The organism is Bradyrhizobium guangdongense, assembly GCF_006483445.1.
Taxonomy (GTDB): Bacteria; Pseudomonadota; Alphaproteobacteria; order Rhizobiales; family Xanthobacteraceae; genus Bradyrhizobium; species Bradyrhizobium guangdongense_A.
Genome location: NZ_PPPT01000265.1, coordinates 1 through 13430 on the forward strand (window position 1 = coordinate 1; position 13430 = coordinate 13430).

Here is a 13430-nt window from a genome sequence, read left to right on the forward strand (position 1 = left end):
TCCCGGCCTTCGCCGGGACAACGCTAGGGTTAGCGCTTCGCGAACGTCGCCAACACTTCCTTCGCCGCCCGCTCCCCGCTGTCTCTTGCCCCATGCGCCGTCGAGAAAAAGTTCGGCGACGTCGCTTCGCCCGCAAAGAACAACCGCCCATCCACCGGCGCCGCCAACACCGCACGGTCATCGGAATGGCCGGGCAAGGCGTGCGAGTAGGAGCCTCTCGCGAAGGGGTCGGCCGTCCAGCGCGATTCCCGCAACGGCCTTAGCTTGCGGCGGATATCGTTGCCGAGGAAGCCTGCGATCTCGTCGATGCTGTGGGCGGCGATGGCGCCGTCGCCGGCGGCTTCCAGCTCGCGGGCAAACGCTCCGCCGAAAAAACCTTCGATGCAGGGCTGGCCGAACGGGCGGATGTGATAGGTGCCCATTTTGGTGCGCATCGTGGCGCCGCGAAGGTTCGCTTCTTTGGGAAAGACCTCGGCGTCATCAAGCGCCAGCGTCACCTTGTCGTCGGCGCCGAGCGGCAGGCCGCGTGCGGCGTCGACCTTTGCCGGCAGCGCCGGCGAGAAGCGGATGGCTTCGTCGGCGATGAGGTTGGTCGGCACCGTCACGATCACCTTGTCGGCGGCAAGCGTGCCCAGCGACGTCTCGATGCGCAGACGTTTCCCGGAACGATCGATCAGCGTGACGTTGCAATTGAACGCGACCGGACAGGGCGCGCCATAGGCGGCGATCAGCGCGCCATAGCCGCGGCGGACGCGCCAATTGGTGTTGGTGTCCTCATAGGCGTCCCAGTCGTGGATCGAGACCTCGTCGAGCTCGCAGCCATTCACATAGGTCGAGATCGCGTCGATCATCGGATTCCAGCGATTGCCAGGTTCGAGGCACGTGGTCGCCGGGCGATCCTCCTCGGTTCCCGCTGCTTCACTCATGCGATCGTAGAAGCGATCGAGTGCGCGCATAAAGTCGTCGCGTTCGGTTTGCGGAAAGGCGTTGCCATAGGCGCGCTCGCGCCAGGGCGGCAGATCCTTGTTGAGCTCGAAGCCGAGTTCGTTAGCGATCGGGACGAAGGAGTTGTGCTCGGCGGAGTGCAGCCAGCCGCAGCCGACGTCGAAGGTCACGTCAGGCGAGGCCTGCACCGTCCATGCACGTCCGCCGAGACGGTCGCGCGCTTCCAGCACGATCACGGAGAGCCCGGAGCCGCGCAGCGCATGCGCCGCGCCAAGGCCGGCTGCGCCCGCGCCGATGATCGCGACGTCGACGGAGGAGGGGAGGGTGGTCATAGGGCGGCTCTAGCACGTTCGCTGGGCGTGCTGAAGCCGGACAGATATGCGGCTATCGTGTCCCGGACGCGCTGCAGCGCTCTTGCGCTGCTGCGCCGAGCCGGGACCCAAGCAACGGACGAGCAGTGAGAGGTCATGGGCCCCGGATCAGCAGCGCATCACTTCGTGCTGCGCAGCATCCGGGGCGCGAGACCTCTCTTACGCCACCGCTTCCTTGGCCTTTTCCGCGCGCTTGCGCTCGTTCGGGTCGAGGTGCTTCTTGCGCAGGCGGATCGACTTCGGAGTGACTTCGACGAGTTCGTCGTCCTCGATATAGGCGAGCGCCTTTTCCAGCGTCATGCGGATCGGCGGGGTCAGGCGCACCGCTTCATCCTTCGAGGTCGTGCGGATGTTGGTGAGCTGCTTGCCCTTCAGCACGTTGATCTCGAGGTCGTTGTCGCGGGTGTGCTCGCCGACGATCATGCCGCGATAGACCTTCCAGCCCGGCTCGATCATCATCGGGCCGCGATCTTCCAGCTTGAACATGGCGTAGGCGACGGCTTCGCCCTGCTCGTTGGAGATCAGCACGCCGTTGCGGCGGCCCTGGATCTCGCCCTTGTACGGCGCATAGCCGTGGAACAGGCGGTTCATGATCGCGGTGCCGCGGGTGTCGGTGAGCAGCTCGCCCTGATAGCCGATCAGGCCGCGGGTCGGCGCGTAGAACACCAGGCGCAGGCGGTTGCCGCCCGAGGGCTTCATCTCGATCAGCTCGGCCTTGCGCTCGCTCATCTTCTGCACGACGACGCCGGAGTGCTCCTCGTCGACGTCGATGACGACTTCCTCGATCGGCTCCATGGTCGCGCCGGTGGCTTCGTCCTTCTGGTAGACGACGCGCGGGCGCGACACCGAGAGCTCAAAGCCCTCGCGGCGCATGGTCTCGATCAAAATCGCGAGCTGCAATTCGCCGCGGCCCGAGACTTCCATCGCGTCCTTGTCGGAAGCTTCGACCACGCGCAGCGCGACGTTGCCTTCGGCTTCGCGCAGCAGGCGGTCGCGGATCATGCGGCTCGTCACCTTGTCGCCTTCGGTGCCCGCGAGCGGCGAGTTGTTGACGATGAACGACATCGACACGGTCGGCGGATCGATCGGCTGCGCGATCAGCGGCACCTCGACGCTGGGATCGCAGAAGGTGTCGGCGACGGTGCCCTTGGTCAGGCCCGCGATGGCGACGATGTCGCCCGCTTCGGCTTCCTCCAGCGGCGTGCGCTCGATGCCGCGGAAGGCGAGGATCTTGCTGATGCGGCCGGTCTCGATCTGCTTGCCGTCGGCGGAGAGCACCTTCACCGTCTGGTTCGGCTTCAGCACGCCCGAGGTGATGCGGCCGGTGATGATGCGGCCGAGATAGGGATTGGCTTCGAGGATGGTGCCGATCATGCGGAACGGACCCTCTTCGACCTTGGGCGGCGCGACGTGGCGCAGGATCAGGTCGAACAGCGGCTCCATGCCCTTGTCCTTCGGACCCTCGGGGCTCTCGGCCATCCAGCCCTGCTTGGCCGACCCGTACAGAATCGGGAAGTCGAGCTGCTCCTCGCTGGCGTCGAGTGCCGCGAACAGGTCGAACACTTCGTTGATGACTTCGGTCGGCCGCGCGTCGGGGCGGTCCACCTTGTTGATGACGACGATCGGCTTGAGGCCGACCTTCAACGCCTTGGAGACCACGAATTTGGTCTGCGGCAGCGGGCCTTCGGCGGCGTCGACCAGCACCAGGGCACCGTCCACCATGTTGAGGATGCGCTCCACCTCGCCGCCGAAATCGGCGTGACCGGGGGTGTCGACGATGTTGATGCGGGTGTCCTTCCACTGCACCGAGGCCGCCTTGGCCAGAATGGTGATGCCGCGCTCGCGCTCCAGATCGTTGGAGTCCATGGCGCGCTCGGCGACCTTCTGGTTCTCGCGGAACGTGCCCGACTGCTGGAGGAGGCGGTCGACCAGGGTCGTCTTGCCGTGGTCGACGTGGGCGATGATGGCAACGTTGCGGAGATTCATGTGAGCTTCTTTGCGTTCGAACAATGGGTTAAGCGCGATCTCGCCGGTCAGACCGGGACCTCTTCGCGGGAACAACGCTGAAAACGTGAAAAACGGGGCCTCTCTCGCCCAAAAAGGGAAGCCCGGCCATAGAGCCGGGCACACCTTGCGCGTTTGCGGCGCAATATATGCAAAAACCGTCAAAAAACAACGGGTTCTTTGCGGGTTGGTTGACTGAATTTTGCCCGTTGATTCCCGGGGCTTAGCGCCCCGGCCGGGTGATTCCGGCCAGATCACCCCGGCCCGCCGTTCCTACTGTGCATGGGGTTGTTTTCGAGCTCTTGTTCGGCAGCCCGCCCTCAGGCCCGGCGTGGGGGCGGCTCCTCCGTGGGATAGACGCCCCGCAGCACGTCCTCGAAATGGGCTTTGACGGCGTCGTTGCACAGGCAGGCGCGCATGCGCAGGCCGTCGCGGTTGCGCACCAGGATCGAGCCGCGCCGGGTCTCGAGCACGCCCTCGGCCTTGAACGACTGGATCACCCGGCTCGCATAGCTGCGTCCGACGCCAAGGAGCGTGGCGAGCTGCTCATGGGTCAGGGGCACGCTGTCCTTGCCGTCGGTGCGCTCCATCGCGGCCAAAATCCATTTGGCGGTGCGCTGCTCGATCGAGTGGATGGCGTTGCACGCGGTCGATTGAAAGATCTGGGCCAGCATGCAATCGGCGTAGCGCGCAAAGATGTTGCTCAGCGTTTTCGACCTCGCCTTCGCTGCATCCAGCTTGCCGACGTGAATGCGCGCAAACGGCCCGCCGAATTTCACGATGATGCGGGTGTAGGCCGGGAGGAAACCCTCGCTGACGATGCCGCCGACGGCGCCCTCGCGCCCGACCAAAATGGTCTCGACGTCGCGGCCGTCTTCGTTCGCCACCAGAAACGTCGCGAGCGCCGGCCCACAGGGAAAGTGCACGACCTGGACATCGTCGCCGGGATTGTAGAGCAGGTCGTTGGCGCCTGCCGTCTCGACCGTCACATGCGGTGCGATCAGCGCGTAGTCCGCGTCGTTCAAGCGTCGCAGCAGATTATTGTAGGGTCTGTTGGTAATTTCGGTTGTCTTGCCGATATGCGCGTCCATCGAAAACTCCCCTTCTCCCTTCTCCAAACTAGCGAGTTCCGTTCGCAATCTGTGTGCACAAGTGGACAGACGCGAGAACGATGATGTGGTGAGTTTCGTTCCGGGAACCCTCCGATGCGCTGGACGCAGGTGTCGGACAGCGGCTGTCCAGACAGGCAAAAAATGCAGCCGGTAATCAGTGAGATCATGGAACCCGTTTTTCCGGACAGTTCTGAATGTCCCGCCGACGTCCTGCTCGTCGAGGATGACCCGATCATTGCGATCGATTTCGAGGACCGCCTGCTCGGTTTCGGCGTGAAGCAGGTGCGCACGGTCCCGTCGGTCGCGCGCGCGCTTCAGGAGATCGAGACGCGCGCGCCGGATTTCGCGCTGCTCGACGTCGAGCTGGTTCGCGAGAAGAGCTTTGCGATCGCAGAGCGGTTGACGGCGCTGAAGATCCGTTTTGTGTTCGTCACGGGCTACGGCGCCGAGGCAAGCATTCCGGCGCAATTCGGCCAGATCCAGCGGCTGCAGAAGCCTTGCTCGAGCGATGCGCTGGAAGCGGCGCTGCTGACGCGCGCGCCGTGATGATTACTTGCCGGTGCGAATGCAGAGCTCGGCGAGATCGTTTTCGACGCCTTTGAAGAATTCGTAGGGCAGCGGCGGCGGAGTCTTGACCGTCTTGATTGCCGCACGTTGCGCGACGGCTGCTTGCTCGGACAGCTCCAGGAAGCGCTTGAGCGCTTTCGAGCGGTTCTTCTCGACGAATTTCTCCGCGGCAGCTTCGCTTGCCTCGCTCGGATCGAGACGAAGCAAGGCTTCGTTGCCGGTGCCAAGCGGATGAACCCCGCCCAGCTTCACTTGGCTGATGATGTTATAGCGGTCGAAATGCTCAAAGATCAGATCGAGGATTTTCGCCTGCCGCAGCGGCTCCTCGATCGCGAGATAGCGCTTCACGTCGGCGTTGCGTTTCAGGCTCTCGAGTTCGGCGGTGCCCGCGAAGGGGTTCGCCGAGTTAGCCTCCTCGATGATGGCCATCGTGCCCTCGCTCATCCGCGTCCCCCATTTGATGATGAGGTCACGGCCGCGCGGCTCGAGCTGGTCGGCGTTCAAACCCTTCTCGGCCAGACATGCCGGATCGGCATTCGTGCGCAGCGACTTTCCAAGTTCAGCGGTGAGCGCTTTGCCGTAAGCCGACGCAATGGCCTCGCGCACCAGCGTGGCCTTGTCCTTATCCGGGACTTGCGCCCAGGCGAACGGTGCCTGGGTCAGCAGGAGCGCAATGACGATCGATCGGCGGCTCAAAAGCACGGTTTCAACTCGAAAACGATCCAAACGAAATCAGGCCCGTCCCGAGAACGGGATGGGCCTGCAATGGTCGTCTGAGCTGGCCGGATGGTTCACGCCATCCGGCGCCGGATTTAAGCCGGCTTCGGGTCGAGCGTGGTCGACCACAGCGCGACGTCGGCGCGGTCGCGCAAGGTCACCGTCATCTGCCCGCTCGCGCCGTCGATCTTGACGTGACCGAAGAACTGCATGCCGGCGGACGGTGGCAGATTGGCCTGGCCCGGCTCCGGCGCCTTGATGAAGCGCACCTCGGGGCCAAAAGTGTTGTCGAGCTTGTTGGGTCCAAATGTGCCGGCGTGCAGCGGACCGGAGACGAATTCCCAGAACGGGTCGAATTCCTGGAATTGCGCCTTGTTCGGATCGTAGTAATGCGCGGCGGCGTAATGCACGTCGGCGGTGAGCCACACCGTGTTCCTGATCGGCGCCATCTTGATGAAACGCAGGATGTCGGCGATCTCCAGCTCGCGGCCGCGCGGTGGGCCGTCGCTTTGGGCAATCGCTTCCGAGCCGCCCTTGGCGGTATCGGCCACGATGAGGCTGAGCGGCATGTCGGAGGCGATCACCTTCCAGGTCGCGCGTGAATTGAGCAGGCCGCGTTTCAGCCAGGCGATCTGGTCCGGGCCGAGGAAGTAGCTGGCAGGACCGTAAGACGTTTCCAGGTTCGGGCCGTTGGCGCCGCGATAGCTGCGCTCGTCCAGCATGAAGACGTCGAGATGCGGGCCGTAGGAAATCTGGCGGTAGACCCGGCCCGGCTCCACGATGCTCTCGCGCATCGGATACATCTCGTGGAAGGCACGCGCAGCCCGCGCCGCCAGCAGCGTGATGTTGCGCTCCTTGTAAGCGGCCGGCAGCTCCTTCGACAGCGACCAGTTGTTGGTCACTTCGTGATCGTCCCACTGCACGAAGATGGGCACGTCGGCGTTGAAGGCGCGGACGTTGTCGTCGGTGAAGTTATATTTGTGGGCGGCACGGAATTCGTCGAGGGTTTCGGCGACCTTCGCCTTCTCCGGGATGGTGACGTTCTTCCAGATCTTGCCGTCCGCCAGCTTCACCTCCTGCTGGATCGGGCCGTCGGCATAGATCGTGTCGCCGGAATGCAGGAAGAAATCCGGACGGTGCTTGCGCATGGTCGAGAAGGTGAACATGCCGCCATCATCGGGATTGATGCCCCAGCCCTGGCCGGCGACGTCGCCGCCCCAGACGAAGCTGACGTCGCGGCGATCGGCCGGCGCGGTGCGGAAGCGGCCGAGCACCGGCTCGCTCTCGGCGGCCGTGAAGGAGAGATCGCGGAAGCGGACGCGATAGAAGATGTCCTGACCGGCAGGCAGATCCTCGATCAGCATCTTGGCTGTGAAGTCGCTTTCGGGCAGTGCCGCGATCGGTGGCAGCGCGCGGGCGTCCTTGAATGATTCCGTCGTCGCCACTTCGACCAGCATTTGCGAGGGCCGATCGGCGCGCGCCCAGACCACGCCGCCGTCAACGCTGACGTCACCGGACTGCACGCCATGGCTGATCAGCGGCCGGTCGGCCGCGCGCGACAGGTTTGGCATCGCGATGGCGCCAAGCGCACCGGCGCTGCTGGAGAGGAAACGGCGGCGAGGGAGATTGATTTTCATGTGGGATTCGCTGGTTGAAGCATCGTCATTCCGGGATGGTCCGAAGGACCAGACCCGGAATCTCGAGATTCCGGATTCGATGCTCCGGGCCGCGCTTGCGCGGTCCCGTCGCATCGCCCGGAATGACCGAACAAGCTATATTGGGACAGTATGACGCAGCGATTACGCGGGCAACGTCTTACGCGTTGCCGGCCGCCCGGAACTGCGCGCCGGCGCGCTGCAGGTTTTGCGGCAGACTCAATAGCACCGCCTTGCGGTCGGCGACCGCCGCATGGAATTGATCGAGCGCGATGTTGAATGCGGTTAGGGCGCCTTCCTCGATCGCGCCGTGGTCGAAGCAGTGCAGCGTGTCGCGCAAGATCTCGTCGGCCTCGGTCTGCATCTGATCGAGCTCGTCGGCTGTCTCGCTCTTGCGGGCCGCCACGATCATATCCAGCAGGCGTTCGCGCAGATGGCTGTTGTTGTCGCGCTCGTCCTTCTTCAGATAGCCCGCGAACCACGCGCCGACCGAGCCCATGGCGGAGAGCGCCATCAGGCTCCACCAGATGTAATCGCTGTATTTGTCGAGGAACGTCTTCTCTTCGCCGTCGACGAAGGCGGCGGCGCCGGGATGCACGGGAATCACGGCATCCTTGTCGGTGTCGGGCGTTTCGAGCTTCGCCGCGAGCGGGAATTCCGTCACCAATTGCTGGCGCACGGCGAAGAGCTGCCGCGTGAACATCGAAACGGTGGTTTCCGACAGGCCTTTGCGCGCCACGATGTGGTGCGCGAAGCTGATCGTCTTGACCTCGTCCTCGGGGCGGTCGGGCGAGCCGCCATAGGTGCCGGCCGGAATCTCGGCCGCCTCATAGACCGGATGATTTTGTGCGATCGCCTCTGCCGAGTCGATCGCGAGGAAGGTCGGCACGCCGCCGTCCTTGGTCGAGGCGGCGATCGCGTCGGAGGTGATCTTGCTGTTGACGGGGCCGGCGGCGAGATAGGCATCGGCCTTCTGGCCGCGGATCATCTCGGCAGCTTCGTTCGCCGGGAATTGCACGATCTCCACCTTGGCGGGATCGACCCCATATTGTTGCAGGATCACCTTCAGCAGATTGACGTTGGCCTGGGTGCGGCCGACCACGCCGACCTTGTGGCCGGCGAGCTGCGCGATCTTGGTGATCTTGGGGCCCTTCTTCTTGCCCTTGCCGGGCGGCGGCACCCAGAGCACGACGACATTCTTGCGGAGCGTCGCGACGGCCTGCGCATTCTTGGGGACGTCGAGGTCGCCGCGAACGATGGCGAGATCGGCCTTGCCTTGCGCGATCGCCTCGGCGCTGGCGGTCGCACCCTCGGTCTGCACGGGACGCAGCCGCACATAGCCCTTGCTCTGCACGAAGGCTTGCGTGAGCGCCTGCACCACCTTGACGTCATCGCTATTGGCGGGTCCGACCGCAATCTTCAGCGTTACCGGCCGCATCGCGAAATAGTAGCCGCCGACCAGCGTGCCGATGATGGCGAGTACAAGCGCGAGCGAGACAAGCATGGTCTTCCGCGCCGCCGATCGCGGCGACGTCGGCACGGGTATGTCGGCCAGGTTGGTACCCCCGGTCATCGATCTCCCAAACAGTCGTTTCAGGCCCGGTTTCATCTTGACCCGGTAGCTACGCCCACAATTGTAGCAAATTTCTTGCCTGCCGGGGTTACATCTACGTCATGGTTAGCGGATGGAGGAAATCCGGATGAACCCGGGCGTCAGCCGGGTGTTAGGGTAAAGTTCCCCTGAAGAATGGAGGCGGTCATGGCAGAGCGGTTGTCGTCGGAAGCACGCAAGCAGGCGCTGGGCGGCCTGCCCGGCTGGGCCGAGATCCAGGGGCGCGAAGCGATCGCCAAGACCTTCACATTCAGGGATTTCAACGAGGCCTTCGGCTTCATGACGCGCGCGGCCCTGGTCGCCGAGAAGATGGATCACCACCCGGAATGGCGTAATGTCTACAAGACGGTAGAGGTGGTGCTGGCAACGCACGATGCCGGCGGTGTCACGGCGCTGGACATCGAACTGGCAAAGGCCATGAACGCCATCGCCAAGGCCTAAGACGACTTGCAGGGCGTCGGTCAATCCCCATCTTGTGAACGACGACGGATGCGGCCATCGGCCGCGTCGGGCTGAACGGGGAGTTTTCGACCATGGCTGCCGAACACAGTGTCGGCTTCGAGCCGGCCGACCGGCTCGCGGAAGATCGCGAAGGCGTGCGTCGCAGATTTTGGCGCAAGGCGAAGCGCGTCGCGGCGCACCTGCCGTTCGCCGAAGATCTGCTCGCCGCCTATTATTGTGCTTTCGACAAGCAGACGCCGCGGCATGTGCAGGCGTCGCTGCTCGGCGCGATCGCCTATTTCATCCTGCCGTTCGACTTCGTTCCCGACGTGCTGCCGGTGCTCGGCTTCACCGACGATGCCGCGATACTGGCGACGGCCATCAAGCTCGTCGCCAGCAACATCACCTCGGAGCACCGCGAAGCCGCCCGCGCCGCGCTCAAGCGTGGTGTGGAGGACGCGACGGAATAGGCACGCGCTACTTCCGCGCCTGCGCCTTCCCGTTCTCCGCTTCCCAGGCCTGGAACTGCTTGAACAGCGCTTCCTTGTCCGTCTCAGACTGCACCACTTTCGCTGCCGCCGGATTCTGCTTCAGGAAGGCCTCAAAACGCTGCCGCGCGACCGGCTCGACGCCGTGGCTGTCGAGCCATTGCTGGGCGACCGGCAACCTGTTCCAACCCGACAGCGGTGCCGCGAGCGAGACTTCCTTCCATTTGGGATGGAACGGCGGATTCTGCAGCGTCGGGAATTTCGTGAAGAAGGCATCCACGAACTGCGCGATCTTGCGATAGCGCTCGGTGTTCGGCGCCCAGTTATAGGCCGCGAGCACGGCGGGCACCGCGATCGTATCGACGGTCTCGCCGTCCTTGATCAGGTTCGGATAGTCCTTTGCCGTCAGCGACGCCGGCAGATAATCTCTCTGCAGCGGCTTTGCATAGTCGACAGCGGCGAGATGGAAACGGCCGTCATTGGCGAAGGTCGAGACCGACTTATACGGCTTGCCGCCGACCACGATCACGGCGTCGATCTCGCCGGCCTTCAACTTCTCCATCGCGATACGCTGCTCGATATAGACGAAGTTCGCTCTAATCCCGAGCCGCTCGAACACCGTGAGCGCGGTGACGAAGGTGCCGCCATTGGGCAGGTCGACGCTCACCTTCTTGCCTTCGAGGTCTTTCAGGGTCGCGACCGATTTCGGTGCGATCACCTGCATCTCCTCATTGTAGAGTTTTGTCACATAGGTGAACTGCTTCTTGATGTCCTTCGCAAAGCCCTTGCGCTCGAGATAGTCGAGCGTGTCGGCGCGCACGACACCGAGATCGACGCCCTGCAGGAACAGGATGTCGGCGACGCTCTGGACCGAGCCGCGGCCGACGATCGGCAATACGCGCAACTTGTTGCCGTCGTCGAGCACGGAGGCGAGGTCCGCCCCGAACTGTACATAGGTGCCGCCAATGGTGCCGGTGATCAGCGTCACCGTGTTGGCGTTGAGTGCCTGCTTGGTCGATGTCGAGCCGAACTGGAAGATCGCCTTCAGGCTGTCCGAAACCTTGCTCGGATCATATTCGGTCTGTTCGGCGGCGTGCGCGGCGGAGCCGCAGACCATCATCATGGCGGCAAGCGCCATCCTCGAGAAGTGATGCATCGTGTCCCCTGCTAGGTAGGTCTTAGTTTTGAAGCTGAGTGAGGCGCTGCCGGGCTTCCGCCGAGCCGAGCTGCGCCGCTTTCTGGTACCAGTCGCGCGCGGCGGCCGGATCTGCGGTGATGCTGCGTGTGTCCCTGGTGCCAAGCACCGCGGGATCGAAGGTTTGCCCGAGCATGAAGGCCGCGGTCGCATCCTGCGCATTCGCCGCGCGCTCAAGCAGCAACCGTGCGGCCGCGATGTCGCCGATGCCGATCAAACTTTTCGCGCGGGTCATCAGCCCCGCGAGCGTATCGGCATCGAGCGTCTTTGCTTGCGCGGGCGGAGGCGGTGGAGCGGCGGCGGCTGGCATGGCTACCGGCAGCGGCGCCTGCGACTGCAGCGCAGTCTGGTAGGCGTTCGCGATTGCCTCGCGACTTGGCGCGGCCGGTGTGCTGACATCCTTCGTGTCAGCGCTCGCGAGCTGCATCGGATTCGATACGCGCGCCGGATCCTTCAGCGGAGTCTGGCGGGCCGGCGGCGAGTTGGGTGAAGGCGCAGCCTGCTGGTTCGCCATCACGCTGCTGACCCAGGCGCCGCTGTTGACCGGCAGGAGGCGGCTGACGTCCCCCTGAAATAGCGCGACCAGCACCGCGATGGCGCTTGCCGCGAGCACGCTCGCGACGATCTGCGTGGCGAGGCGGGCGCGCGGCCGCGCGTTGCGCGGTGCAAATTCCTGCGGATCGGGCGCGCCGTTCGGATCGGACAGGAACAGCGGCATCGGATCGTGTGGTGATAGGTCGGTCCGGTCAGCGCGTGCCAGATGATACGGCATGGCTTGCGGATCGGTGGTGTCGTGTGCGGCGTCGAACGCCCTCGACGTCACGGACGGACGGTGGGCCGTCGTCTCCATGGTGATGCTCCCCAAAATACAGACGCAACGCTGGGGCAGGTCCCTGTCGGGCCGTTTCTTATTCTTGTTGTCCAGCAGCGCCCCGCAAACTGGAACCGGTAAATCGCCGTCTGAATCAGCCCAAAAGACGACGGCGATTTGCGCGAATCAGGAAATATTTGGGTTTGATTGGGGCGATGCCGCGGAGCGCACCACAATTTTGCGCGCGGTGGTTGATGGCGGATTTACCATGTGGGAGCGGCAAAACGCTGCGCAAGAATAAGCGGCTTTGATTGGTGGAGAGCGCGCTCAAGTTACAAGTCGCCCGGTCAAGCCGGGCGACGACAGTCGAATGTGGCGACGGTGCCGGACAGACACCGTCTGTGACTCAGGGATGCAAGATCACCTTGCCCATGGCCTGACGTCCGGCGAGTACCTTCAATGCATCGGCGGTCTGCGCCAGCGGGAAGGTGCGGTCGACATGGGAAGAGATTTTTCCTTCCGCGGTCCACTTTACGAGCTTCTCGAGATTGGCGCGGTTCTTTTCCGGGTTGAGCCGCGTCCAGGCGCCCCAGAACACGCCGCGGATGTCGCAGCCCTTCAGCAGCGCGAGATTGAGCGGCATCTTTGGAATGTCGCCGGCGGCAAAGCCGATCACCAGGAAGCGGCCTTCCCAGGCGATCGAACGCAGTGCCTGCTCGGCATACGCGCCGCCCACGGGATCGAAGATGATGTCGACGCCCTTGCCATGGGTGAGCTTGCGCAGGCCCTCTTTCAGATCTTCCTTGGCGTAGTTGAGCGTCAGCTCGGCGCCATGCGCCTTGGCGAATTCGAGCTTTTCGTCCGATGACGCACAGGCGATCACCTTCAAGCCCAGAAGCTTGCCGAGCTCGCAAGCCGCAAGGCCGGTGCCGCCGGCAGCGCCCAGCACGGCGAGCGTCTCGCCCGGCTTCGGGCTCGCGCGATCTTCCAGCGCATGCAGCGCGGTGCCGTAGATGATGATGATGCCCGCGGCGCGGTCATAGTCGAGATTGTCGGGGATCTTCACGATCGATGCTGCGGGCAGCGCGATCTTCTCGCGCGCGCCATTATGGCCGCAGGACGCCACGACGCGATCACCGACCTTGAGATCGCTCACACCGGGGCCGATGCTCTCGATCACGCCTGCGACTTCCGCCGCCGGCGAGAACGGGAACGGCGGCTTGATCTGGTACTTGCCCTGGATCATCAGGATGTCGAAGAAGTTCAGCGCCGCCGCCTTGATCGCGATCACGGCCTCGCCGGGACCTGCCACCGGATCCGGCACGTCAGCCAGAACGAGATCGTCGGGTTGGCAGTATTGCGAGCAGAGGATGGCTTTCATGGCGGCACCTGGGGCGTTTCGAGTGGAATTATAGTTGGCCCGGTTTTGCCGGATTTGGCGACAGGCCACAATCCGGTTTCTTTACGCAAGGCGATGCGAAGGCCTATCCTCACGTCATTGCGAGCGCAGCG

General features: G+C 64.0%; 12 protein-coding genes. 3 read left to right on the top strand and 9 right to left on the bottom strand.

Annotation, left to right across the window (positions count from 1 at the left end):
• Positions 1–29: 29 nt before the first annotated feature.
• From C2U70_RS31075 to C2U70_RS31085, 3 genes are all read right to left on the bottom strand, one after another.
• Positions 30–1277, bottom strand: coding sequence for a flavin monoamine oxidase family protein (locus tag C2U70_RS31075; protein ID WP_140982445.1), 1248 nt, complete (start codon positions 1275–1277; stop codon positions 30–32).
• A gap of 198 nt (positions 1278–1475) precedes the next feature.
• Positions 1476–3302, bottom strand: coding sequence for a translational GTPase TypA (gene typA / locus C2U70_RS31080; protein ID WP_140982446.1), 1827 nt, complete (start codon positions 3300–3302; stop codon positions 1476–1478).
• A gap of 338 nt (positions 3303–3640) precedes the next feature.
• Positions 3641–4411, bottom strand: coding sequence for a Crp/Fnr family transcriptional regulator (locus tag C2U70_RS31085; protein ID WP_186294581.1), 771 nt, complete (start codon positions 4409–4411; stop codon positions 3641–3643).
• Positions 4412–4597: 186 nt separating this feature from the next.
• Here C2U70_RS31085 and C2U70_RS31090 point away from each other — a divergent pair, with 186 nt between their 5' ends.
• Positions 4598–4978, top strand: a complete 381-nt coding sequence (locus C2U70_RS31090) for a response regulator (RefSeq protein WP_140982448.1) — start codon at positions 4598–4600, stop codon at positions 4976–4978.
• Between the two features lie 3 nt (positions 4979–4981).
• On the opposite strand, the gene C2U70_RS31095 is transcribed toward C2U70_RS31090, so the two are convergent.
• The 3 genes from C2U70_RS31095 to C2U70_RS31105 form a co-directional block, all read right to left on the bottom strand.
• Positions 4982–5701: a hypothetical protein gene (locus tag C2U70_RS31095; protein ID WP_140982449.1), complete on the bottom strand. Its 720-nt coding sequence runs from the start codon at positions 5699–5701 to the stop codon at positions 4982–4984.
• Positions 5702–5811: 110 nt separating this feature from the next.
• The gene (locus C2U70_RS31100) at positions 5812–7353 is read right to left on the bottom strand and encodes an alkaline phosphatase D family protein (RefSeq protein WP_140982450.1); all 1542 of its coding nucleotides are present in this window, start codon (positions 7351–7353) and stop codon (positions 5812–5814) included.
• A 178-nt stretch (positions 7354–7531) separates the two neighbouring features.
• Positions 7532–8980: a TAXI family TRAP transporter solute-binding subunit gene (locus tag C2U70_RS31105; protein WP_140982451.1), complete on the bottom strand. Its 1449-nt coding sequence runs from the start codon at positions 8978–8980 to the stop codon at positions 7532–7534.
• Positions 8981–9130: 150 nt separating this feature from the next.
• On the opposite strand from C2U70_RS31105, the gene C2U70_RS31110 reads away from it, so the two are divergent.
• A complete protein-coding gene (locus C2U70_RS31110) occupies positions 9131–9424 on the top strand; it encodes a 4a-hydroxytetrahydrobiopterin dehydratase (RefSeq protein WP_140982452.1) in 294 nt (97 codons plus the stop codon).
• A gap of 92 nt (positions 9425–9516) precedes the next feature.
• Positions 9517–9894, top strand: a complete 378-nt coding sequence (locus C2U70_RS31115; RefSeq protein ID WP_140982453.1) for a YkvA family protein — start codon at positions 9517–9519, stop codon at positions 9892–9894.
• Positions 9895–9901: 7 nt separating this feature from the next.
• Here C2U70_RS31115 and C2U70_RS31120 read toward each other — a convergent pair whose 3' ends face one another.
• The 3 genes from C2U70_RS31120 to C2U70_RS31130 form a co-directional block, all read right to left on the bottom strand.
• Entirely contained in the window at positions 9902–11068 is a 1167-nt protein-coding gene (locus C2U70_RS31120; RefSeq protein ID WP_140982454.1) for a TAXI family TRAP transporter solute-binding subunit, read from the bottom strand.
• Positions 11069–11090: 22 nt separating this feature from the next.
• The gene (locus tag C2U70_RS31125) at positions 11091–11957 is read right to left on the bottom strand and encodes a hypothetical protein (RefSeq protein WP_140982455.1); all 867 of its coding nucleotides are present in this window, start codon (positions 11955–11957) and stop codon (positions 11091–11093) included.
• A 367-nt stretch (positions 11958–12324) separates the two neighbouring features.
• Entirely contained in the window at positions 12325–13299 is a 975-nt protein-coding gene (locus C2U70_RS31130; RefSeq protein WP_140982456.1) for an NADPH:quinone oxidoreductase family protein, read from the bottom strand.
• Positions 13300–13430 lie beyond the last annotated feature (131 nt).